The sequence below is a fragment of the Blastomonas sp. SL216 genome, assembly GCA_026625625.1.
GTDB lineage: Bacteria > Pseudomonadota > Alphaproteobacteria > Sphingomonadales > Sphingomonadaceae > Blastomonas.
This window is the reverse complement of sequence record CP113055.1, coordinates 2,999,886-3,020,097: the sequence shown is the minus strand read 5'-3', so window position 1 is coordinate 3,020,097 and position 20,212 is coordinate 2,999,886. Positions and strand designations below refer to the sequence as shown.

Below are 20,212 nucleotides of genomic sequence, written 5' to 3'. Positions count from 1 at the left end.
ACCTTCAGCAGCGCGCCCTTGACCGCGATTTCCAGCTTGTCGCGCGCCAGGCCGTCGAGCCCGGCGACGTCGAGCACCAGCGACACCACGCCGCCCTCGCGCAGTTTGACCGCGCTGGCCCTGCCCTCGCTGGCACCTGCCGCTACGGCCTCGATCTCGTTCTGCTCTGCCATCATCCCCTCGCGCATAATGCGGTGCGCGCCTGCGAGGCAAGCCTTGCGGGCAGACGCACCCACCCGCCTAGACGAAATGCGCGTCCACGCACAACAGAAGCGCATGAACCCCCTGTTTTTTGCGAAGCCACAACCTATAAAGGTCATATGACAAGACTGACCGGGTGGTTCCCCCGCATATTGACGATGGCCAATAACAGCCCCTGGGGCAGCGGATCGGGAGGTTCGGGCGGCTCCGGCGATTCCGGCTCAGGCGGCAGCGATGGCAACGGTAGCAGCAACGGCCCGCGCAACCCCTGGCAGCCGCAAGCCAATGGCGGCAGCGGCGGGCGCAAGGCCAGCAATATCGAGGACCTGTTCAAGCGGCGTCCCGGTGGCGGTGGCGGCGGCGGTTTCAGGGGCGGCGGCTTTGGCGGCCTGCCCAAGCGCCCCAACGGCAAGAGCTATGTACCGATCGCAATCGGCGTAGTGGTCGTGGCCTGGCTGGTGCTTTCGAGCTTTCACCGTGTCGGCCCGCAGGAACGCGGCGTCGTCACCTTTCTGGGCAGCTATTCGCGCACGGTCGATCCCGGCATCGCGCTGACCCTGCCAGCACCGATCGAATCGTTCGAGACGGTCGATGTGCAGAACATCCGCACCATCGATATTCCGGCGGCTGGCACGCAGGAAAACCTGATCCTCACCGGCGACCAGAATCTGGTCGACCTCGCCTATTCGGTGCGCTGGACGATCAAGGACCCGACGCTCTACCTGTTCCAGCTGGCCGACCCCGAGGCGACCATCCGCGAAGCCGCCGAAGCCGCGATGCGCGCGAGCGTTGCCGAAGTGACGCTGGACGATGCCATCGGCCCCGGCCGTATCGAGGTCGAACAGAAGGTCGAACAGCGGATGAAGGAGCTGCTCGACAGCTATCGTTCGGGCATCCAGGTGCAGGGCGTCGCGATCAAGAAGGCCGACCCGCCCGAAGCGGTGAACGAGGCGTTCAAGGCCGTGTCCGCCGCGCAGCAGGAAGCGCAGACCTATCTCAACGAGGCCCGCGCCTATGCGCAGCAGCTCACCGCCGCTGCCCAGGGCGAGGCCGCCGCGTTCGACAAGGTGTACGAGGAATATCGCCTCGCGCCCGAAGTCACCCGCCGACGCATGTATTACGAGACCATGGAGCGCGTGCTGTCCAAGCTTGACAAGACGATCATCGAACCGGGCAACGTGACCCCGTATCTGCCGCTGCCCGAACTGCGCAAGAAGATGCAGGAGAGCACCACCGTGGAAGCCCCGCGGGCGCAGGGGGGGTCGAACTGATGAACAATCTGATGCAACGCCCCATGCTGCTGCTGGGCCTGCTCGCGCTGCTGCTGATCGTGCTGGCAAGCTCGGTCGCGGTCGTCCCCGAAACCAAGCAGGCGGTGATCGTCCGCTTCGGCCAGCCGGTGCGCACCTTCAACGTCTATCGCGAGAATGAGGAATTCGGCCAGACCGGCGCGGGTCTCATCGCGCGCATCCCGTTTGCCGAACAGATCGTCTGGGTCGACAAGCGCGTGATCGCGGTCGAAATGGAACAGCAGCAGGTGCTGTCCACCGACCAGCTGCGGCTGGAGGTGGACGCCTATGCCCGCTTCCGCATCGTCGATCCCGAGCGCATGTACGTCTCGGCCGGCAGCGTCGAGCGCGTCGCGGCGGAATTGCGCCCGATTCTGGGTTCGGCGCTGCGCAACGAGCTGGGCAAGCGCCAGTTCGCCGCCCTTTTGAGCCCGGAACGCGGCGGCATCATGGACCGCATCCAGGCCGGGCTTGATCGCATCGCCGCTCAGTACGGCGCACAGATCGTCGATGTGCAGATCAAGCGCGCCGACCTGCCCCAGGGTACGCCGCTGCAGAGCGCCTTCCAGCGGATGCGCACCGCGCGCGAGCAGGAAGCGCGCACCATCACCGCGCAGGGCCAGAAGAACGCCCAGATCATCCGGGCAGAGGCCGATGCATCCGCATCGCGGACCTATGCCAACAGCTTCGGCAAGGATGCGTCCTTCTATGAGTTCTACCGCGCGATGCAGAGCTATGAGCGGACGTTCCTGGGCGGATCGGGCGAGACCTCGATCATCCTGTCGCCGAACAACGAATATCTGCGCGAATTTCAGGGTCGGGGGAATCGATAAGAGACTGCGGGCGTGAATGCGCGCCCGCCATTCAATCTGCGTTCAGGCGTGGATTGCAAACCGGATATGGCCATGGTGTGTGCCGGTTTTCCGGCGATCTGGGGCACGCCGGTGGACGCTTCTTGATCAATGAAGAGGATTTGTACGTGCGATATGCCTATGCAGTGACGTCGGCCCTTTTGCTGGGTGGCAGCGCGATCGTTCTGGCGACCGGCCAGCCGCTGGGCGCACAGGTTGCCCAGAACGACCAGAGCGCGATGCTCGCCGCAGCCCCGCGTGCGGGCGCGCCGATGAGCTTTGCCGACCTGACCGAGCAGTTGCAGCCGGCGGTGGTCAACATCTCCACCCGCCAGCGCGTGCGCGTGCCCAACAATCCGTTTGCCGGAACCCCGTTTGGCGGCCTGTTCGGCGCGCCCGAAGGCGGCGGCGGCGGCACCCGCGAGGCGCAATCGCTGGGATCAGGCTTCATCATCTCGGCGGACGGCTATGTCGTCACCAACAATCATGTGATCGCCGCAGAGGGCAATGCCTCGGTCGAATCGATCACCGTGACCATGCCCGACGGCACCGAATATCCTGCCCGGCTGATCGGCCGCGATCCGCAGTCGGACCTGGCCGTGCTCAAGATCAGCGGCACCAAGCCCTTCCCGTTCGTGCGCTTCGGCGATTCGACCAAGACGCGCGTCGGCGACTGGATCATCGCCATCGGCAACCCGTTCGGCCTGGGCGGTACGGTGACCTCGGGAATCATCTCGGCGGTCTATCGCAACACCGGCCAAGGCGGCGCCTATGACCGCTATCTGCAGACCGACGCCGCGATCAACCGCGGCAATTCGGGCGGCCCGATGTTCGACCTCAACGGCAATGTCATCGGCATCAACAACGCCATCATCTCGCCCACCGGCGGCAGCGTCGGCATCGGCTTTGCGATCCCCGCTGAAGTCGCCGCCCCGATCGTCGAGAAGCTGCGCAGTGGTGCTGCGATCGAGCGTGGTTATCTGGGCATCGGCATCAATCCGCTGACCGATGACCTGGCGGCATCGCTGGGCCTGCCCAAGCGTCGCGGTGAGTTCGTCCAGCGTGTCGAGCCGGGCGAGGCTGCCGAAAAGGCAGGCATCAAGGCCGGCGACGTCGTCATCTCGGTCGATGGCAAGGATGTCACCCCCGACCAGACGCTGTCGTTCATCGTCGCCAATACCGCGCCGGGCAAGAAGATCCCGGTCGTCGTCGTCCGCAATGGCGAGCGGCTGACGCTCAGTGCCACGGTGGGCCGTCGCCCCAGCGAGGAAGAGCTGGCGGCGCAGACCTTCAACCCCGAAGCGGCAGAAGATTTTTCCGACCAGGACGAGCAGGACAGCGAAACCGCAACCCGCCAGGCGCTGGGCATGGCCGTGACCGAACTGACGCCGCAGATCGCGCGCCAGATCGGCGTTCCGCCCGAGCTCAAGGGTGTGGTCGTCGCGGCGGTCGATCCGTCGGGCGATGCCGCCACCAAGGGTATCCGGCGCGGCGACGTGATCCTGTCGATCAACAACCGGCCCGTGGCCACCTCGGCCGAGGTCGACCGGGTGATTGCCGAGGCACGCTCTGCCAATCGCGAAGCCGTGCTGCTGCGCGTCCAGCGCCGCACCGGCCAGCCGCAGTTCCTGCCGGTCCGCCTGCGCACCAAGTAACGGCGGGTCAAGCAGCAAGCAAAAGGGGCGGTACCGGTTGGTGCCGCCCTTTTTGTTCGCGTGAACCCGAAACCAGAACCCCAACGCTTCCCGTGCGCGTCAACTTGTCTTGCGCGCAAGGCCTTCCTAGTGTGGCCCTGAACGCACCGATTTCCGGGCAATGAGGGAGATGATGATGGGCCGAATCGCAATCGTGACTGGCGGAACGCGCGGCATTGGCGAGGCGATCAGCCTGGCGCTCAAGGACGCAGGCGCGCATGTCATCGCCAGCTATGGCGGCAATGACGAGGCGGCCAAGGCCTTTGCCGATCGCACCGGCATCGCCGTGCAGAAATGGGATGTCGGCGATCATCAGCAGAGCCTGGATGCGGTCGCCAAGATCGAGGCGGATTTCGGCCCGGTCGATATCCTGGTCAACAATGCCGGCATCACCCGCGATGCGACGATGATGAAGATGACCTGGGAACAGTGGGACGAGGTGATTCGCGTCGACCTGACCGGCTGCTTCAACATGGCCAAGGCATGCTTCCCTGGCATGCGCACGCGCGGATGGGGCCGCATCGTCAATATCGGGTCGGTCAACGGCCAGGGCGGCCAGATCGGCCAGGTCAACTATGCCGCCGCCAAATCGGGCATCCACGGCTTCACCAAGTCGCTGGCGATGGAAGGCGCGAAATACGGCGTCACCGCCAACGCGATCGCGCCGGGCTATATCGCCACCGAAATGCTCTCCACCATCCCGCAGAACGTGATGGACAAGATCGTCGCGCAGATTCCGGTCGGACGGCTGGGCAATGCAGAGGAAATCGCGCGCGGCGTGGTCTTCCTGACTGCCGAAGAGGCTGCCTTCATCACCGGATCGACGCTGTCGATCAACGGTGGCCAGCACATGTACTGACGGGCGTCTGATCCCTAACCAATGGGGCCGCGCCGGGTGACCGTCGCGGCCCTTTCTGTGTCAGCTCCGCGCGAACAGCCCGGCGATCAGCCCGCGCTTGCCGCCACCCGATTTCAGCACATTGCGCCGGAACAGCCGTGCGCCGAAGCGGATCAGCACCAGCACCCAGAAAGCCTGCCAGCCGAGCGCGAGCAGATGCTGCCACAGAACGTCCTGCTGCGCCGCGCGGGCGAGCATCGCAAAGGGCGAGCTGAACGGAAAGATTGCAGCGAAGATCTCGATCGGCTCGCCCAGCCGGGTGACCGAGAAAGAGGCGAGAAAGAAGAACAGCAGCTGGCCCATCGTGGCAGGCATGGACAGGGTCTGCACCTCGCGCACAGTGGATGCCATCGCGCCGATCCCCAGGAACAGCGAGCCGAGCAGCAGATAGGCCATGGCGAAATAGGCAATGCCGAGCGCCAGGAACATGGGCCAGCCGATCGCCGGGGTCGGCAGCGCGGGCAGGCCATTGGCCGCGAGCAGGACAGCCACTAGCGCCAGCGACGTCCAGCAGGCAATGCCGATCATTGCCATGCCCACCATCGCGAACAGCTTGCCCAGGAAGATCGCATCGATCGGCACGGCGGCGGCGAGAATCTCGATGATCTTGTTGGTCTTTTCCTCGACCAGGTTCGACAGCACCATGCCGGCGAGCAGCATGGTGAGCAGCACCAGCAGCGCTTGGCCGACCTGCGCGGTCACCAGCCGGCCCTGTTCCAGCGATCCGCTGCTTTCGGCCACCAGCTGCGTTTCGAGCGTTGCAGGGGCTGCCGCCGCGCCCTCGCGGGCGCGCTCGACCAGCAATTCGAGCGGGCCCTGCCAGCGTTCGACCTCGCCCTTGGTTCCGATCAGCCGGGGCTTGGCCAGCGTCCCGGTGAGCACGCCCAGAAAGCGCGTGTCCTTGCCCGATGCGATCACGCTCTGCGGGTCATCGGTTTCCACCGCGACCAGCACCGGCACGCGCTGTTCGCCCAGCTGCTCGGCCAGGCTGGCGCGCGCCTTGAGCGCTGCGCCGCTGTCGGCGCTGTCCATCACCAGCGCGAAGCTGGACCGGTCGATATCGCGCGCGACCTGCCCGCCGATACTGCCGGCGGCAATCCCGATGGCGAGCGGGAAGACAGGGCCGAGCAGGAAGAAGAAGAACGCCTTGGAAAAGATGATCGCGGCAAAATCGCGCCGGGCGATGACCCAGGCGGCGCGGATGAGTTCAGGCATCGGCGCTCTCCTGCTGCTGATCTTCTTCGAGCTGGCGCGCGGCATCGGCCCCGGCAATCGCGACAAAGGCATCGTGCAGGCCTGGCCGCTCGATCGACAGCGACTGGATGCCCGCCTCGCCCTCGATCAGCGCGCGCAGCAGCGGCTCGACCCCGGTTTCGGGCAGGGTAAAGTGCCAGAAATGCCCCTCCGGAACCGCGTCCGCTGGCAAGGCTGCGCGCCACGGCCCCTCGAGCGCGCGCGTCTCGAGCCGCACCTGCGGGCGCAGCCGGTCGCGCGCTTCGGAGACCGACCCTGCAAAGGGCACCTTGCCGCCTGCAATGATCGCGATGCGCTCGCACAGCCGTTCGGCATGCGCGATGACATGGGTGGAAAAGATCACGGTCACGCCGCGCGCGGCCTGGGCCCGGATCAACCGTTCCAGCTTGGCCTGGTTGAGCGCATCGAGCCCCGAAAACGGCTCGTCGAGCACGATCAGCTCGGGCTCGTGCACCAGGGTGCCGAGCAGCTGCACCGTCTGCGCCATGCCCTTGGAGAGCGTGCGCACCTCCTTGTCCACCGCCTTGCCGAGGCCATGCTCCTCCAGCATCGCGCGGCCGCGCCTGCGCCCTTCGGCGAGCGGCAGCCCGCGCAGCGCGCCCATGAACGCGATGGCGTCATAGGCCTTCATCGACGGGTACAAGCCGCGCTCTTCGGGCAGGTAGCCCACGCGGCGCGCGACATCGAGCGGGTGATCGGTGCCCAGCAGCGTGCGCGTCCCCTCATCGGGATCGACAATCCCCAGCAGCATGCGCAGCGTCGTGGTCTTGCCCGCGCCATTGGGGCCGAGAATGCCGAAGATGCTGCCGGCGGGCACGGTGAGGTCCACCCCGTCCACCGCGCGCTGCCGTCCGAAAATCTTCACGAGGCCATGCGCTTCGATGGCGTTGGCGGTCACGGGCGATCCTTGGTCAAGCGTCTCTCCGGATGGGCCGTCGCACTTGGTCGAAACCCGGTAATCGGGTAGCGGATGACCATGGCGAGCGGCAAGCGAAACCTTGAGGCAGAGATAGCGGAACAGGCGGCCCTTCTGGGCTTTGCCGATTGCGGTTTTGCGCCCGCCACATTGGGGCCGCAGAACGCCGCGCGCTTCCGGCAATGGCTGGACGAAGGCTGCCATGGCGAGATGCTGTGGATGGAGGCGCGCGCCGACCAGCGCGCCGAACCGCAGGTGCTGTGGAGCGATGTGCGATCGGTGATCATGCTGGGGATGAGCTATGCGCCGGGGCGCGATCCCTTCGCGCTGGAGGCGCATCCGGACCGGGGACGCATCTCGGTCTATGCGCAAGGCGGCGACTATCACAAGACGGTCAAGTCCGCGCTCAAGGCACTGGCGCGCTGGATCGTCGAGCAGGCGGAAGCCACGCCGGAGGCTGTCGGGGTCAAGGTGTTCGTCGATACCGCACCGGTCATGGAAAAGCCGCTCGCCATGGCGGCCGGGCTGGGCTGGCAGGGCAAGCACAGCAACCTGGTCAGCCGCAGCCATGGCAGCTGGCTGTTCCTGGGCGCGATCTACACGACGCTGGAGCTGTCACCCAGCCGGGCCGGCCAGGACCGCTGCGGATCGTGCACCGCCTGCCAGACCATCTGCCCGACCCAGGCATTCCCTGCGCCCTATCGGCTCGATGCCCGCCGCTGCATCTCGTATCTGACGATCGAACATGCAGGACCCATCCCGCGCAATCTGCGCGAGGGAATCGGCAACCATGTCTATGGCTGCGACGATTGCCTGGCCGTCTGCCCATGGAACAAGTTCGCCGATACCGCGCACCGCCACCGCGCCTTCCTTCCGCGCGCCGAGCTGGTCGCGCCGTCGCTCGCCGATCTGCTGGCGCTCGATGACACAGGTTTCCGCGCGCTCTTTTCCGGATCGCCGATCAAGCGCAGCGGACGCGGACGGATGGTGCGCAATGCGGCTGTAGCGGCGGGCAATAGCGGCGATCCCGCGCTGGTAGTGCCGGTTGCCCGGCTGCTGGATGACGCTGATCCGGTGGTGCGCGGCGCGGCGGTCTGGGCACTGGCGAGGCTCGATCCGGACAGGGCGGCTGCCGAGCGTGCGATGCGGGCCGCGACGGAGGCCGATCCGCAGGTGCAGGCAGAATGGCGGCTTGCCGATGCGCCCGCGCGCGTCTAGGCGCTTGGGCATCATGCGCCCGCCCTTCGATCATGTCCGCACCTGGATCTTCGATCTGGACAACACGCTCTACCCGGCGGAGACCGATCTTTTCGCGCTGATCGACGAACGCATGGGGACCTATGTCGCCGAGCTGATGAAGGTCGACGTGGGCGAGGCCCGCCGCATCCAGAAGGCCTATTATTACCAGCATGGCACAACGCTGGCCGGCCTGATGCTCGACCATGGGGTCGATCCGCACCATTTCCTCGATTATGTGCACGACATCGACATGGACCGGGTGCAGCCGTGCCCGGTGACCGCCGCTGGCCTTGCGCAGCTGCCGGGGCGCAAGCTCATCTTCACCAATGGCGATGTCAAATATGCCAGCCGCGTGCTGGCCCGGCTGGGGCTGGACGACCAATTCGAGGCGATCCACGACATCCATGCGACGCGCTACCAGCCCAAGCCGCATGAAGCGGCCTATGCGAGCCTGGTCGACGCGCTGGATATCGATCCTGCGACCGCGCTGTTCGTCGACGATCTGGCGCGCAACCTGAGGCCCGCCAAGCAGCTGGGCATGACCACGGTGTGGATGAACAATGGCTCCGATGGTGGCAATCATGACCATGACCACAGCTATATCGACCATGAAATTACCGCGCTGGGCGAGTGGCTCGCGGCGCTGACACAGGAGACTGCAGGATGACCGACACCCTTCAAAGCCGCATCGAAGCCGCCTGGGATGGCCGCGACACTCTGGACACCGGCGCGGACAGCGCTGTGCGCGCAGACGTTCTCGAAGCGCTGACCCTGCTCGACACCGGCGCGGCACGTGTCGCCGAGCCCGATGGCCAGGGCGGCTGGCAGGTCAACCAGTGGCTCAAGAAGGCGGTGCTGCTGTCCTTCCGGCTCAACCCGATGGACCTGATCAGCGGCGCGCCGGGCGGGGCGAGCTGGTGGGACAAGGTTCCGAGCAAGTTCGATGGCTGGAGCGCGGACGAGTTCAAGGCCGCGGGATTCCGCGCGGTTCCCGGCGCAGTCGCCCGGCGCGGTGCATTCATCGCGAAGGATGCCGTGCTGATGCCGAGCTTCGTCAATATCGGCGCGCATGTCGGTGAAGGCACGATGGTCGATACCTGGGCCACGGTGGGCAGCTGCGCGCAGATCGGTCGCAACGTGCATATCTCGGGCGGCGTCGGCATCGGCGGCGTGCTCGAGCCGCTTCAGGCGGGCCCGGTGATCATCGAGGACAATTGCTTCATCGGCGCCCGCTCCGAAGTCGCCGAGGGCGTGATCGTCGGCGAAGGCGCGGTGCTTTCGATGGGCGTGTATCTGGGCGCATCGACCAAGATCGTTGATCGTGCCACCGGTGAGGTGCATTATGGCAAGGTGCCGCCCTATGCGGTGGTCGTGCCCGGTACCATGCCTGGCAAGCCGCTGCCCGATGGCACGCCCGGCCCGTCGCTCTATTGCGCGGTGATCGTCAAGACCGTGGACGCGCAGACCCGCTCCAAGACCGGAATCAACGAGCTGCTGCGCAGCTGATTGCCTATCTCCTTCCCGTTCTCCGGCGAAAGCCGGAGTCCAGGGGCGATGTCGCGCAATCTGACTTCTGGGCTCCGGCTTTCGCCGGAGAACAGGATGTTCCATGAACCTTCGCGGCTTCGCGTGAACCCCTGCGGCCCCAAAGAAAAAGGGCGACCTGCGCAGTGCAGGCCGCCCTTTTCTTCATCCCCAGGCCCGAAGGCGCGGGAGCGAAAGATTACTTGAGCTCGACGGTGCCGCCGGCTGCTTCGATCTTCGCCTTGATGTCTTCGGCTTCAGCCTTGCTGACGCCTTCCTTGATCGCCTTCGGAGCGCTTTCGACCAGGGTCTTGGCTTCGGTCAGGCCCAGGTTGGTGATCGCGCGGACTTCCTTGATGACCTGGATCTTCTTGCCGCCGTCGCCGGTCAGGATGACGTCGAATTCGGTCTGCTCTTCGACAACTGCAGCAGCGCCGCCAGCGGCGGGAGCAGCAACAGCCACAGCAGCAGCGGCCGAAACGCCCCATGCTTCTTCCAGGGCCTTCGAGAGTTCAGCGGCTTCCAGAACGGTCAGCTTCGAGAGTTCTTCGACCAGGTTTGCGATATCTGCCATTTTAAGTCTCCAATTCTAGATAATGTTGCTTGCCGCAGCCGGACCGTGCCGGGCCTGCGACAGGGGGTACAAAAGCTTATGCGTCTTCCTTGGCCGCATAGGCGCCGAACACGCGGGCAAGCTGCCCGGCCGGAGCCTGAATGACCTGGACAACCTTGGTTGCCGGGGCATTGACGAGACCAATGATCTTGGCGCGCAGTTCGTCGAGCGAGGGCATCGAGGCGAGCGCCTTGACACCTTCGGCATCCAGAACGACGTCGCCCATCGCGCCGCCAACGATTTCGAGCTTGTCGTTATCCTTGGCGAAATTGACCGCGACCTTGGCCGCTGCCACCGGGTCACCCGAAGTCGCAAGCGCGACAGGGCCGGTGAACAGGTCAGCGATCGAGGCATAAGGCGTGCCCTGAGCGGCAAGCTTGGCCAGCCGGTTCTTGGTCACTTTGTAGCTGGCGCCTTCTGCGCGCATCTTCGTGCGAAGCTCGGTCGACTTGGCAACGGTCAGACCCAGATTACGGGTCACCACCACCACACCGGCTTCACCGAAGGTTGCGTTCAGCGAGGCAACAGCGGCTTTCTTTTCAGCACGATCCATGCCGTTCTCCTTCCACATGAGCGCATCGGCTTGCGGACGATCGGCGATCATCCACCGGTGCGCCCGGTTGCTTGTGCAGCGCGAAAAGGGCCGTTGCCGGTCCCTGCCGCTCTGCTCCGTCTGTCCGTGGGGGTGTTTGCCGAGCCGAAGCCCCTGCTGCGCCAAAGCGCCAGAGGGACGAAAATGGCAGCGTCTGTTCCGGTCGAAGCCGGAAGCAGTGAAAAACATGTCCCCGTCTAGGCTGGAAATTAAGCGGGGCAAATCCCCCGCACCAACTGTCTCGGACGGCGATCGGACAGGCCTTGCGGCGTGTCCGGTCAGGGCGGGCCAATAGCAGCACTGGCCCGTGAGTCAAGCCTTGTCGCTGTTTCGGCCCGGCGCAGCGCGGCTTCGATGTGTCGCAGATCACTTGTCTACTAGTTTAGTTGAGTTATTGTCTGGTCATGGTCCGCCACTCCCCGGACGGGCCGACTCGAAATGGAAGGTGCCTCATGACCGGTTTTCATTCCCGTTCGCACAGCGATCCTAATATCCTCCTGGTTCCCGGACTCGACAATAGCGGCCCCGCGCATTGGCAGAGCCTGTGGGAGCGCCAATGGCTCAATTGCCACCGCGTCGATATGGGCAACTGGCACACCCCCAACCGCAATGCCTGGGTCAACCGGCTGAACCTGGCGATTCGCCAGACCGAAGGGCCGATCGTGCTGGTCGCGCATTCGCTGGGCTGCCATGCGGTGGCCTGGTGGGCTGCGCTCGAGCGGCCCCGCGCGGGCGGAAAGGTGGTCGGCGCGTTGCTGGTCGCCCCGCCAGAGGTCGACAATGCGCCTGCCGACCCGCGGCTCAACAGCTTTGCGCCCTCGGCGCGCGGGGTACTCCCCTTCCCCAGCCTGTTGGTGAGCAGCCGCGACGACCCCTATATCAGCCCCGACCGAGCCTATCGGCTCGCCAGCTTCTGGGGCGCGGACCATGTCGATGCGGGCCGCGCCGGCCATATCAATGCCGAATCGGATCTGGGCGACTGGCCCTTCGGCAAAAGGCTGCTGGCCCGGCTGCTCGACGTGGCCGAGCTGTCGGACGAACCCCAGGCCCCTCCCCCTGGCCGCAGGCTGGCGGCGGATTGGCGGCCTGACCTGACCGAATGACCGATCCTCAGGCGCGGGTGACGCTGACCTGCTGCTCGACCAGTTCGACGGTGCCGAACGCGGTGAGAAAGGCCACGTCGAGCGCATCGCGGCCGACGCCGATCTTCACCATGTCGGAAGCGGTCGCCATGCCGGTCGGATCGATCAGGTGCCAGGCACCGCCCTCGCCCGAGGGATCGCCCAGAAACACCTCTGCCACCGCATGGAAATCGGGCGGCGACACATCGGGCGCATAGACGCTGGCAAAGCGCGCGGGGATCGAGCAGGCGCGGGCGAGCACGATCATCACATGCGCATAATCGCGGCAGACGCCCTGGCGCATCACGAAGCTGTCGAGCGCGGTGGTCGTGCCGTCGGAACTGCCCGGCTGATAGACGAAATGTTCGGCAATCCAGTCGCGCATCGCCGTGATCCGCGCGCCGCCGGTCAGCTCGCCGAACTCGGTGTCGACAAAGCTGTGGAACTTGGTCGCCGGGCAATAATGCGAATCGAACAGATATTGCACCGTCTCGCCCGGCAGCAGGTGCAGCGGCATCTGCGGCAGGGTGGCGACATCGGCCAGGTCGCGCAGCACCGTCATCCGCGCGCGATAATCGATGCTGAGCCGACCACTGGTGCGCAGCCATATCCGGTCGCCGATCCCGTCCAGCGCCGCCACCCGGACGAAATGATCGCAGGTCGATGCCTCGATATGCGCCCATTCGATCCGCTGCTCGGGGATGGCAGCGGCTTCGACCTGGAGCAGGATGTCGGTCGGCACCTCCATGTCATAGGTCAGCGTGACGTGCAGATCGAGGGTCATGGATGGGGGCTCCGGCAAGAGGGCGATGGGCCAAAGGACTGGCTCATCGAAGCCAGACACCAAAAAGGGGCCGAAGGTTCCCCTTCGACCCCTGAATGGGTTTAACCGATTGTTGTGACAATCAGCCTGCGTGCACTTCCGACACATCGACCTTCAGGCCGGGGCCCATCGACGAGCTGACCGAAATCTTGCGCAGATACTTGCCCTTGGAGCCCGAGGGCTTTGCCTTGACAATCGCATCGACGAATGCATCGAAATTGGCGCGCAGCGCCTCGTCCGAGAAGCTCGCCTTGCCGATGCCCGAATGGATGATACCGGCCTTTTCGACGCGGAATTCCACCTGGCCGCCCTTGGCCGCCTTGACGGCTTCGGCGACGTTCGGGGTCACGGTGCCCAGCTTCGGGTTCGGCATCAGGCCCTTGGGACCCAGCAGCTTGCCGAGACGACCGACCACACCCATCATGTCGGGGGTGGCGATGATGCGGTCGTAATCGATCTTGCCGTTCTGGATCTCTTCCATCAGGTCTTCGGCGCCCGCACGCTCGGCGCCAGCAGCCAGAGCCGCTTCGGCCTTGTCACCGCGAGCAAACACGGCGACGCGCACGTCCTTGCCGGTGCCCGAGGGCAGCGACACGACACCGCGGACCATCTGGTCGGCATGACGCGGGTCAACGCCCAGGTTCAGCGCGACTTCGATGGTTTCGTCGAACTTCGACGTCGCCAGTTCCTTGATGGTCTTGATGGCTTCATCAACGCCGTACAGCTTTTCAGCGTCGAGCTTGGCGGCGAGAGCCTTTGCCTTCTTGGTCACTTTTGCCATGATATCAGCCCTCCACCACTTCGAGGCCCATCGACGTAGCCGAGCCTTCGATAATCTTCGTTGCTGCCTTGATGTCGTTGGCATTGAGGTCAGCCATCTTCGCCTGGGCGATTTCGGCCAGCTGCGAACGCTTGATGGTTCCGGCGCTTTCCTTGCCCGGAAGCTTCGAACCGCTCTTCAGGTTGGCCGCCTTCTTGATCAGATAGCTCGCCGGCGGAGTCTTGGTCACGAAGGTGAAGCTGCGGTCACCATAGACGGTGATCACGGTCGGAAGGGGCGTGCCCTTTTCCATTTCCTGCGTGGCAGCGTTGAACTGCTTGCAGAATTCCATGATGTTCACGCCGCGCTGACCCAGAGCCGGGCCGATCGGCGGAGAGGGGTTGGCAGAGCCCGCAGGCACCTGCAGCTTGATATAGCCTTCAATCTTCTTTGCCACGATGGCACTCCTTCATTCTATCGGGCGGTTGCCCTCAAATTAAGCGGTCAAGCGACGGGTTGAGGCCCGTCTCCCGCACGTTTTATCCTCTCCCTTTACGGGAGAGGATATGGAGCCTTGGCAGCTTCGCTGCCTAGGCGGAGTTGGAGAGGGCATGTCTGGGCGCGAATTGTGCTCCCAGCCCTCTCCCTGCTTCGCTTACGCGAAGCTGTCCCTCTCCCGTAAAGGGAGAGGGTGAAACCTTACTTTGCCAGTTCGACATGCTCGAAGTCGAGATCGACGGGCGTTGCGCGGCCGAAGATCGAGACCGAGACCTTGACGCGGGCCTTGTCGAAATCGAGTTCCTCGACGATGCCGTTGAAGCTGGCGAACGGACCTTCGAGCACCTTGACCGAATCACCGATCTCGTAATCGACATCGATGCGGGCGCGCGGCGCGTTGGCGGCTTCTTCCTTGGTGTTCAGGATGCGGGCGGCCTCGGCGTCGCTGATCGCCTGCGGCTTGCCATTGGGGCCCAGGAAGCCGGTGACCTTGGGCGTGTTCTTGACGACGTGATAGACATCGTCGGTCATCTTGAGCTTGGCCAGCACATAGCCGGGGAAGAACTTGCGCTCGGTCTGCACCTTCTTGCCGCGACGCACCTCGGTCACGGTTTCGGTGGGCACCTCGACCTGCTCGACCAGCGCCGACAGGCCCATGCGCTCTGCATCGGCGAGAATCGCGTCGCGGACCTTGTTCTCAAAGCCGGAATAAGCGTGAATGATGTACCAGCGCGACATTCAGTTCTCTCTCACAAAACGGTTTGGTACTCTCACGCGAGCGTGAGCAGCCATTTGACGATGGCGCCGAAGACCGAATCGACGGTCAGGAAGAAGATCGCCAGGATCGTCATCAGGATAAACACCATGATCGACGTGGTGACCGTTTCCTGGCGGCTCGGCCAGACGACCTTGGACGCTTCCGTACGCACCTGTCGCACGAATTCGCCGGGGCTGGTCTTCTTTCCTTCGCTGGCCATGGCCTTGTCACTTTCCTTGTTCCGAAAGGCGGGCATATCCGCTGTTGCAGGCACATCGCCGCCAGCCCTGCCCGGCTGAAACACGATATATGCACCCTGTCGGAGAAAGACAGCCCCATAGCCGCGCAAATCCGGAAGGGCAAGGGGATTCAATGGATGGGGGACTCCCCATCGGGGGAGGGATTGATCGCCGCTGGCAGGAGTGGAGGGACTCGAACCCCCGGCATTCGGTTTTGGAGACCGACGCTCTACCAGCTGAGCTACACTCCTTCGCGGGCAGGCGACGCCCTTAGCGGGTGCAGGCACGCGGCGCAAGCGCTGGCGTGCGTGCCTTTTGCACCAAAACGAAAATCGGGGCGATCGCTGGCCCGATGGAAGCGCCCGAAGGGGCGTCCAGCGGGGGCGATCACCCCGTTTTTCATTCCGGCATCGCGTAGCGCCCAAGCAGGACGCTGGCGACCAGACGCATCAGCGCTTCGAGAACTGGAAGCTCTTGCGCGCCTTGGCCTTGCCGTACTTCTTACGCTCGACGGTACGGCTGTCGCGGGTCAGGAAGCCTGCCGCCTTGACCGTGCTGCGCAGCGCAGGCTCGTACTTGGTCAGCGCCTGGCTGATGCCATGCTTGACCGCGCCGGCCTGGCCCGAAAGTCCGCCGCCCTTGACGGTGCAGATCACGTCATACTGGCCCTGGCGCTCGGTAATGTCGAACACCTGGTTGATGACGAGACGCAGCGTCGGACGTGCGAAATACACTTCCTGGTCGCGCTTGTTGATGATGATCTTGCCGGTGCCGGGCTTCAGCCACACGCGGGCCACGGCGTCCTTGCGGCGACCGGTGGCATAGGCGCGGCCCTGCTTGTCCAGTTCCTGCTCGCGCAGCGGGGCGTTCGAAACCTTGACGGCGGGGGTGCCGGGGGTTTCGATGTCGGCAGCGATGTCCTTGATGTCGGACAGGGATTGCACGGTATCAGACATTATGCACCCACCTTGTTCTTGCGGTTGAGCGAGGCCACGTCGAGCACTTCGGGCTGCTGGCCGGCATGCGGATGTTCGGTTCCGGTGAAGAGGTGCAGGTTGCGCATCTGCTGGCGACCCAGCGGACCACGGGGAACCATGCGCTCCACCGCCTTTTCAAGCACGCGCTCGGGGAAGCGGCCGTCCAGCACCTTGGCGGCGGTCACTTCCTTGATGCCACCGATATAACCGGTGTGCTTGTAATAGACCTTGTCGCTGCGCTTGTTGCCGGTCAGCTGCACCTTGCCGGCGTTGATGACGATGACATGGTCACCGCAATCGACATGCGGGGTGTAGCTCGGCTTGTGCTTGCCGCGCAGGATGTTGGCGATGATCACCGCGACGCGGCCGACCACCAGTCCATCGGCATCGATAATATGCCATTTCTTTTCCACCTCAGCCGGCTTGATCGACTTGGTGGTCTTGAGCAAAGCCTTCATGGCCTTCAACCTTCCAAAACGTCCTCCGCTGCGATGCCGGACCTTGAAAGGTCCCGCCTGCGACCGGCTGACAGATTTCCGTGACACGACAGGCCGCAGCTAGGCAGGCCTGAACGAAGCGCGGCTAATGACGATCAACCCCCGATTCGTCAAGCATTTTGGGGCTATTGGTGAGGGGTATTATAATACCACCGGATATTCGGCCCCGCATCAAGCCCGACAAAAGCCGCGATTCGCGCTGCGGCGCAAGCGTCTCGTCAGTCGGTCGCCAGCGTCTGGCCGAGCACCCAGGCGCGGAAGCTGGGCGGGCAATATTCGACCGGCAGCACCAGCACCGCAGGCTCGTCATAGCTGTGCAGATGGACGATACGCGCGACCAGCGCCTTGGACTGGGGCAGCGCGGTCTTGAACAGCACCGGCACTTCGGCCTGCTCGGTCAGCGCGCCTTCCCAGTGGAAGATCGACTGGACCGGCGCGAGCACATTGGCGCAGGCGGCCAGCTGTTCGCGCACCACCGTGCGGGCGATGGTCCGGGCTTCTTCCTCATCGGCAAAGGGGCAATAGACCAGCCGGATATCGCTGGCCTCGCTGACCGGATCGATCATGATGCTGCCGGCAGGGACGCTCGGCCCAGGCTGTGCGCACCCCAGGCGACAGTGCCGACCAGGATCGCGCCGACGGCCTGGTGGAGCACCGCCAGATGCAGGTCGACGCTGCTCATCACCGTGGCGATGCCCAGCAGCACCTGCACGCCGAAGGCGCTGTGGATGGCAATCGACGCTGCGCGGTCCGCCTTGCGCACCGCGCGCGCCAGCACCACCAGCGCGGCAACCGCAGCAAAGGCCCACCAGCGGTGCAGGAAGTGCAGCAGGAACGGATCATAGGTCAGCGCGTGCAGCACGCCCTTGGACCAGTCGATATCCACCGGCACGAAGCTGCCATTCATCAGCGGCCAGCTCTTGGCGGCATAGCCGGCGTTGAGCCCCGCGACCCAGGCGCCAAGTAGCAGCTGGACGAACAGGATGAGGATCGCCGCCAGCGCCAGACCGGTCATCCGGGCAGGGCGCGCGGCGGGATCGCGTGCCAGCACCTGAAGGTCGCGCGCGGTCCAGATCAGCCCGGACATGATGAACAGCGCGTTGAGCAGATGCACCGCGAGCCGGAAATGGCTGACATCGGTGCGCTCGGTCAGGCCCGATGCCACCATCCACCAGCCGATCGCCCCCTGCAGCCCGCCCAGCGCAAACAGCGCGAACAGCCGCCAGCCATAGCCCTGCGGAATAGCGCGGCGGATCGCGAACCAGGCAAAGGGCAGCGCAAAGGCAAGCCCGACCAGCCGCCCGAGCAGCCGATGGACATATTCCCAGAAATAGATGGTCTTGAACTCGGCCAGCGTCATCCCGGCATTGACCTCGATATATTCGGGGATGCGCTTGTACTTCTCGAACTCCGATACCCAGGCGGATTCGGAGAGCGGCGGCAGCGTGCCGGTGACGACATTCCATTCGGTGATAGACAGGCCCGATTCGGTCAGCCGGGTGATGCCGCCGACAACCACCATGCAGAAGACCAGCAGCGCAACGCCATAGAGCCACACCGCGATCGCTTGCGGCGCGGTGCGGTCATGCGACAGGGGCGTGGCGATCCGGGGCTGCGAAAGGCTGGTCATGATCTGCTGCATTTCGGATGCAAGGCTTCGGCTTGCAAGGGGTTTTTTGGCTCGGCTGGTCGCGGTTGCAGCATCAAATGCGAAGCAATGCATTGCGCAATGATATCATATCACCTATGTGCGGGCCATGTTGTCTCGTATCACCCGGTCCGGCCAGCTCGATTCGGCCGCGATTGCGCTGTCTGCGCTGTGCATGGTGCACTGCGCGGCAGGCATCTGGCTGGTTGCGGGATTCGCCTCGATGGGCGGCATTTTCCTCTCCCCCTGGGTGCATGAGATCGGCTTTGTCCTGGCTGCGGTGATGGCTGCGCTGGCGCTCGGCCACGGGTTGAGGCTGCATGGTGCGCGGCTGCCGCTGGCAATCGGTACGTTCGGTATCGCCGCGATGCTCGCCGCGATGACGGTTCCGCATGGCGGACCCTGGGAATATGCGCTGACCTTTGTCGGCGTCGCCCTGCTGAGCATCGCGCATCTGCTCAACTATCGCGCCGCGCGTCAGCACTGATCACCGCGATTGCCAATATTGGGGCTTGCCCTTGCCCCTTTATCCGCGCCAAGAGTCGCGGCCTATGACCAGCACCTCCACCGACACCGCTCAGATCAGCATCCATATCAATGGCGAGCCGCGCCGCGTGCCCGCCGGGCACAGCATTGCCGCCCTGGTCGGTACCCTGGGGCTTGATACCGCCAAGGTCGCGGTCGAGCGCAACCTGGAGATCGTGCCGCGGTCGACGCTTGCCGAGGTGATGGTGCAGGACGGCGACCGGCTGGAGATCGTCCATTTCGTCGGCGGCGGCGACCATGCGCCCGCCGATGATGGCTGGAGCGTGGCGGGCCACCATTTCCGTTCGCGCCTGATTGTCGGCACCGGCAAGTACAAGGACTTTGCGCAGAACGCAGCAGCCCTCGAAGCCTCGGGCGCGGAGATCGTCACCGTCGCGGTGCGCCGGGTCAACGTGTCGGACCCCAGTGCGCCGATGCTGACCGACTTTATCGATCCGAAGAAGATCACCTATCTGCCCAATACCGCAGGCTGCTTCACCGGCGAGGAAGCAATCCGCACGCTGCGCCTGGCGCGCGAGGCAGGCGGATGGGATCTGGTCAAGCTGGAGGTGCTGGGCGAGGCCAAGACGCTCTACCCCGATATGCACGAGACGCTGCGCGCCACCGAGATCCTGGCCAAGGAAGGCTTCAAGCCGATGGTCTATTGCGTCGATGATCCGATCGGCGCCAAGCGGCTGGAAGACGCAGGCGCGGTGGCGATCATGCCGCTGGGCGCGCCGATCGGATCGGGGCTGGGCATCCAGAACCGCGTCACCATCCGGCTGATCGTCGAGAACGCCAAGGTGCCGGTGCTGGTCGATGCAGGCGTCGGTACCGCGTCCGATGCGGCAATCGCGATGGAGCTGGGCTGCGACGGCGTGCTGATGAACACCGCCATTGCCGAGGCGAAGGATCCGATCCGCATGGCGCGCGCGATGAAGCTGGCGGTCGAGGCAGGCCGTGATGCCTATCTGGCCGGGCGCATGGGCACGCGCAAATATGCCGATCCTTCCAGTCCGCTCGCCGGGCTGATCTGAAACCGGTTCCACGTGGAACCGGAGTGGCCCCGGCGGACGGCCATCGCTTGCTCAATTGCCCGATGAGACGGGCGGGCAGCTTTCCGTAGCGGCAACATGACCGAATCTTGCCGATTCGGTGACAGTTTCTTTGCATAAGTAACATTCGTCGATACGGCACTGTCGTTCGTCGACACCTGTAGTCGTTGAGCGACGCCTGCTGCGCCCTTGTCGAGCATGGCGCGACCCTGGCCACGCACCGGCCTATCCCAAAGATGTC

Annotated in this window: 23 protein-coding genes, 1 tRNA gene and 1 pseudogene; 11 read left to right on the top strand and 14 right to left on the bottom strand. The window is 64.7% G+C overall.

Going from position 1 to position 20,212, the window contains the following annotated elements; genetic code table 11:
• Nucleotides 1-320 precede the first annotated feature (320 nt).
• From hflK to phbB, 4 genes are all read left to right on the top strand, one after another.
• The gene (gene hflK / locus OU999_14295; GenBank protein ID WAC22901.1) at nucleotides 321-1,472 is read left to right on the top strand and encodes an FtsH protease activity modulator HflK; all 1,152 of its coding nucleotides are present in this window, start codon (nucleotides 321-323) and stop codon (nucleotides 1,470-1,472) included.
• Nucleotides 1,472-2,323 carry a protease modulator HflC gene (locus OU999_14290; GenBank protein WAC22900.1) on the top strand — a complete coding sequence of 284 codons (852 nt, stop codon included), beginning with the start codon at nucleotides 1,472-1,474 and terminating at the stop codon, nucleotides 2,321-2,323. Before hflK ends, OU999_14290 begins: the two co-directional genes overlap by 1 nt.
• Before the next feature lie 146 nt (nucleotides 2,324-2,469).
• Nucleotides 2,470-3,996 carry a Do family serine endopeptidase gene (locus OU999_14285; GenBank protein WAC22899.1) on the top strand — a complete coding sequence of 509 codons (1,527 nt, stop codon included), beginning with the start codon at nucleotides 2,470-2,472 and terminating at the stop codon, nucleotides 3,994-3,996.
• A gap of 175 nt (nucleotides 3,997-4,171) precedes the next feature.
• Nucleotides 4,172-4,894, top strand: coding sequence for an acetoacetyl-CoA reductase (gene phbB / locus OU999_14280; protein ID WAC25435.1), 723 nt, complete (start codon nucleotides 4,172-4,174; stop codon nucleotides 4,892-4,894).
• Nucleotides 4,895-4,954: 60 nt separating this feature from the next.
• On the opposite strand, the gene OU999_14275 is transcribed toward phbB, so the two are convergent.
• The gene (locus OU999_14275; GenBank protein ID WAC22898.1) at nucleotides 4,955-6,148 is read right to left on the bottom strand and encodes an ABC transporter permease; all 1,194 of its coding nucleotides are present in this window, start codon (nucleotides 6,146-6,148) and stop codon (nucleotides 4,955-4,957) included.
• Nucleotides 6,141-7,085: an ATP-binding cassette domain-containing protein gene (locus OU999_14270; protein WAC22897.1), complete on the bottom strand. Its 945-nt coding sequence runs from the start codon at nucleotides 7,083-7,085 to the stop codon at nucleotides 6,141-6,143. Before OU999_14270 ends, OU999_14275 begins: the two co-directional genes overlap by 8 nt.
• 78 nt (nucleotides 7,086-7,163) lie before the next feature.
• Here OU999_14270 and queG point away from each other — a divergent pair, with 78 nt between their 5' ends.
• From queG to dapD, 3 genes are read left to right on the top strand one after another with little or no spacing between them, the layout of a single operon-like run.
• Nucleotides 7,164-8,321 carry a tRNA epoxyqueuosine(34) reductase QueG gene (gene queG, locus OU999_14265; GenBank protein WAC22896.1) on the top strand — a complete coding sequence of 386 codons (1,158 nt, stop codon included), beginning with the start codon at nucleotides 7,164-7,166 and terminating at the stop codon, nucleotides 8,319-8,321.
• A gap of 13 nt (nucleotides 8,322-8,334) precedes the next feature.
• Nucleotides 8,335-9,009, top strand: a complete 675-nt coding sequence (locus OU999_14260) for a pyrimidine 5'-nucleotidase (protein WAC22895.1) — start codon at nucleotides 8,335-8,337, stop codon at nucleotides 9,007-9,009.
• The gene (dapD, locus tag OU999_14255) at nucleotides 9,006-9,848 is read left to right on the top strand and encodes a 2,3,4,5-tetrahydropyridine-2,6-dicarboxylate N-succinyltransferase (GenBank protein WAC22894.1); all 843 of its coding nucleotides are present in this window, start codon (nucleotides 9,006-9,008) and stop codon (nucleotides 9,846-9,848) included. Before OU999_14260 ends, dapD begins: the two co-directional genes overlap by 4 nt.
• 217 nt (nucleotides 9,849-10,065) lie before the next feature.
• Here the strand turns inward: dapD and rplL are convergent, their stop codons facing one another.
• Entirely contained in the window at nucleotides 10,066-10,440 is a 375-nt protein-coding gene (rplL, locus tag OU999_14250; protein ID WAC22893.1) for a 50S ribosomal protein L7/L12, read from the bottom strand.
• Nucleotides 10,441-10,516: 76 nt separating this feature from the next.
• Nucleotides 10,517-11,032 (bottom strand): 50S ribosomal protein L10, encoded by a 516-nt coding sequence (gene rplJ / locus OU999_14245; GenBank protein ID WAC22892.1) that lies wholly within the window; start codon nucleotides 11,030-11,032, stop codon nucleotides 10,517-10,519.
• Between the two features lie 491 nt (nucleotides 11,033-11,523).
• Here rplJ and OU999_14240 point away from each other — a divergent pair, with 491 nt between their 5' ends.
• Nucleotides 11,524-12,174 carry an alpha/beta hydrolase gene (locus OU999_14240; GenBank protein ID WAC22891.1) on the top strand — a complete coding sequence of 217 codons (651 nt, stop codon included), beginning with the start codon at nucleotides 11,524-11,526 and terminating at the stop codon, nucleotides 12,172-12,174.
• A 7-nt stretch (nucleotides 12,175-12,181) separates the two neighbouring features.
• On the opposite strand, the gene OU999_14235 is transcribed toward OU999_14240, so the two are convergent.
• The 10 genes from OU999_14235 to OU999_14190 all read right to left on the bottom strand — a co-directional run bounded on the left by OU999_14235 (nucleotide 12,182) and on the right by OU999_14190 (nucleotide 18,373).
• On the bottom strand, nucleotides 12,182-12,976 hold the full coding sequence (locus OU999_14235) for a transglutaminase family protein (GenBank protein WAC22890.1): 795 nt from the start codon (nucleotides 12,974-12,976) through the stop codon (nucleotides 12,182-12,184).
• Nucleotides 12,977-13,097: 121 nt separating this feature from the next.
• A complete protein-coding gene (gene rplA, locus OU999_14230; protein WAC22889.1) occupies nucleotides 13,098-13,796 on the bottom strand; it encodes a 50S ribosomal protein L1 in 699 nt (232 codons plus the stop codon).
• Nucleotides 13,797-13,800: 4 nt separating this feature from the next.
• Nucleotides 13,801-14,232: a 50S ribosomal protein L11 gene (gene rplK / locus OU999_14225; protein WAC22888.1), complete on the bottom strand. Its 432-nt coding sequence runs from the start codon at nucleotides 14,230-14,232 to the stop codon at nucleotides 13,801-13,803.
• A 242-nt stretch (nucleotides 14,233-14,474) separates the two neighbouring features.
• Complete coding sequence (nusG, locus tag OU999_14220) at nucleotides 14,475-15,011, bottom strand: transcription termination/antitermination protein NusG (protein ID WAC22887.1); 537 nt, start codon at nucleotides 15,009-15,011, stop codon at nucleotides 14,475-14,477.
• A 32-nt stretch (nucleotides 15,012-15,043) separates the two neighbouring features.
• Nucleotides 15,044-15,250 (bottom strand): preprotein translocase subunit SecE, encoded by a 207-nt coding sequence (gene secE, locus OU999_14215; GenBank protein WAC22886.1) that lies wholly within the window; start codon nucleotides 15,248-15,250, stop codon nucleotides 15,044-15,046.
• 194 nt (nucleotides 15,251-15,444) lie between these two features.
• Nucleotides 15,445-15,520 (bottom strand) — tRNA-Trp (locus OU999_14210).
• A gap of 198 nt (nucleotides 15,521-15,718) precedes the next feature.
• The gene (rpsI, locus tag OU999_14205) at nucleotides 15,719-16,225 is read right to left on the bottom strand and encodes a 30S ribosomal protein S9 (GenBank protein WAC22885.1); all 507 of its coding nucleotides are present in this window, start codon (nucleotides 16,223-16,225) and stop codon (nucleotides 15,719-15,721) included.
• Nucleotides 16,225-16,704: a 50S ribosomal protein L13 gene (gene rplM / locus OU999_14200; protein ID WAC22884.1), complete on the bottom strand. Its 480-nt coding sequence runs from the start codon at nucleotides 16,702-16,704 to the stop codon at nucleotides 16,225-16,227. Before rplM ends, rpsI begins: the two co-directional genes overlap by 1 nt.
• 257 nt (nucleotides 16,705-16,961) lie before the next feature.
• Nucleotides 16,962-17,309 (bottom strand): divalent-cation tolerance protein CutA, encoded by a 348-nt coding sequence (locus OU999_14195; protein WAC22883.1) that lies wholly within the window; start codon nucleotides 17,307-17,309, stop codon nucleotides 16,962-16,964.
• On the bottom strand, nucleotides 17,306-18,373 hold the full coding sequence (locus OU999_14190; GenBank protein WAC22882.1) for a COX15/CtaA family protein: 1,068 nt from the start codon (nucleotides 18,371-18,373) through the stop codon (nucleotides 17,306-17,308). Before OU999_14190 ends, OU999_14195 begins: the two co-directional genes overlap by 4 nt.
• Nucleotides 18,374-18,500: 127 nt before the next feature.
• On the opposite strand from OU999_14190, the gene OU999_14185 reads away from it, so the two are divergent.
• The 3 genes and pseudogenes from OU999_14185 (at nucleotide 18,501) to OU999_14175 (ending at nucleotide 19,953) form a co-directional block, all read left to right on the top strand.
• On the top strand, nucleotides 18,501-18,878 hold the full coding sequence (locus tag OU999_14185; GenBank protein ID WAC22881.1) for a MerC domain-containing protein: 378 nt from the start codon (nucleotides 18,501-18,503) through the stop codon (nucleotides 18,876-18,878).
• A gap of 64 nt (nucleotides 18,879-18,942) precedes the next feature.
• Nucleotides 18,943-19,158, top strand: a pseudogene (gene thiS / locus OU999_14180) (sulfur carrier protein ThiS).
• Between the two features lie 42 nt (nucleotides 19,159-19,200).
• Nucleotides 19,201-19,953: a bifunctional sulfur carrier protein/thiazole synthase protein gene (locus tag OU999_14175; GenBank protein WAC25434.1), complete on the top strand. Its 753-nt coding sequence runs from the start codon at nucleotides 19,201-19,203 to the stop codon at nucleotides 19,951-19,953.
• Nucleotides 19,954-20,212 lie beyond the last annotated feature (259 nt).

Coding starts and splice junctions, on each gene's coding strand:
- hflK (WAC22901.1), top strand. CDS start 321: ATGACAAGACTGACCGGGTGGTTCCCCCGCATATTGACGATGGCCAAT.
- OU999_14290 (WAC22900.1), top strand. CDS start 1,472: ATGAACAATCTGATGCAACGCCCCATGCTGCTGCTGGGCCTGCTCGCG.
- phbB (WAC25435.1), top strand. CDS start 4,172: ATGGGCCGAATCGCAATCGTGACTGGCGGAACGCGCGGCATTGGCGAG.
- OU999_14275 (WAC22898.1), bottom strand. CDS start 6,148: ATGCCTGAACTCATCCGCGCCGCCTGGGTCATCGCCCGGCGCGATTTT.
- queG (WAC22896.1), top strand. CDS start 7,164: ATGGCGAGCGGCAAGCGAAACCTTGAGGCAGAGATAGCGGAACAGGCG.
- OU999_14260 (WAC22895.1), top strand. CDS start 8,335: ATGCGCCCGCCCTTCGATCATGTCCGCACCTGGATCTTCGATCTGGAC.
- dapD (WAC22894.1), top strand. CDS start 9,006: ATGACCGACACCCTTCAAAGCCGCATCGAAGCCGCCTGGGATGGCCGC.
- rplL (WAC22893.1), bottom strand. CDS start 10,440: ATGGCAGATATCGCAAACCTGGTCGAAGAACTCTCGAAGCTGACCGTT.
- rplJ (WAC22892.1), bottom strand. CDS start 11,032: ATGGATCGTGCTGAAAAGAAAGCCGCTGTTGCCTCGCTGAACGCAACC.
- OU999_14240 (WAC22891.1), top strand. CDS start 11,524: ATGACCGGTTTTCATTCCCGTTCGCACAGCGATCCTAATATCCTCCTG.
- OU999_14235 (WAC22890.1), bottom strand. CDS start 12,976: ATGACCCTCGATCTGCACGTCACGCTGACCTATGACATGGAGGTGCCG.
- rplA (WAC22889.1), bottom strand. CDS start 13,796: ATGGCAAAAGTGACCAAGAAGGCAAAGGCTCTCGCCGCCAAGCTCGAC.
- nusG (WAC22887.1), bottom strand. CDS start 15,011: ATGTCGCGCTGGTACATCATTCACGCTTATTCCGGCTTTGAGAACAAG.
- secE (WAC22886.1), bottom strand. CDS start 15,250: ATGGCCAGCGAAGGAAAGAAGACCAGCCCCGGCGAATTCGTGCGACAG.
- rpsI (WAC22885.1), bottom strand. CDS start 16,225: ATGTCTGATACCGTGCAATCCCTGTCCGACATCAAGGACATCGCTGCC.
- rplM (WAC22884.1), bottom strand. CDS start 16,704: ATGAAGGCTTTGCTCAAGACCACCAAGTCGATCAAGCCGGCTGAGGTG.
- OU999_14195 (WAC22883.1), bottom strand. CDS start 17,309: ATGATCGATCCGGTCAGCGAGGCCAGCGATATCCGGCTGGTCTATTGC.
- OU999_14190 (WAC22882.1), bottom strand. CDS start 18,373: ATGACCAGCCTTTCGCAGCCCCGGATCGCCACGCCCCTGTCGCATGAC.
- OU999_14185 (WAC22881.1), top strand. CDS start 18,501: ATGTTGTCTCGTATCACCCGGTCCGGCCAGCTCGATTCGGCCGCGATT.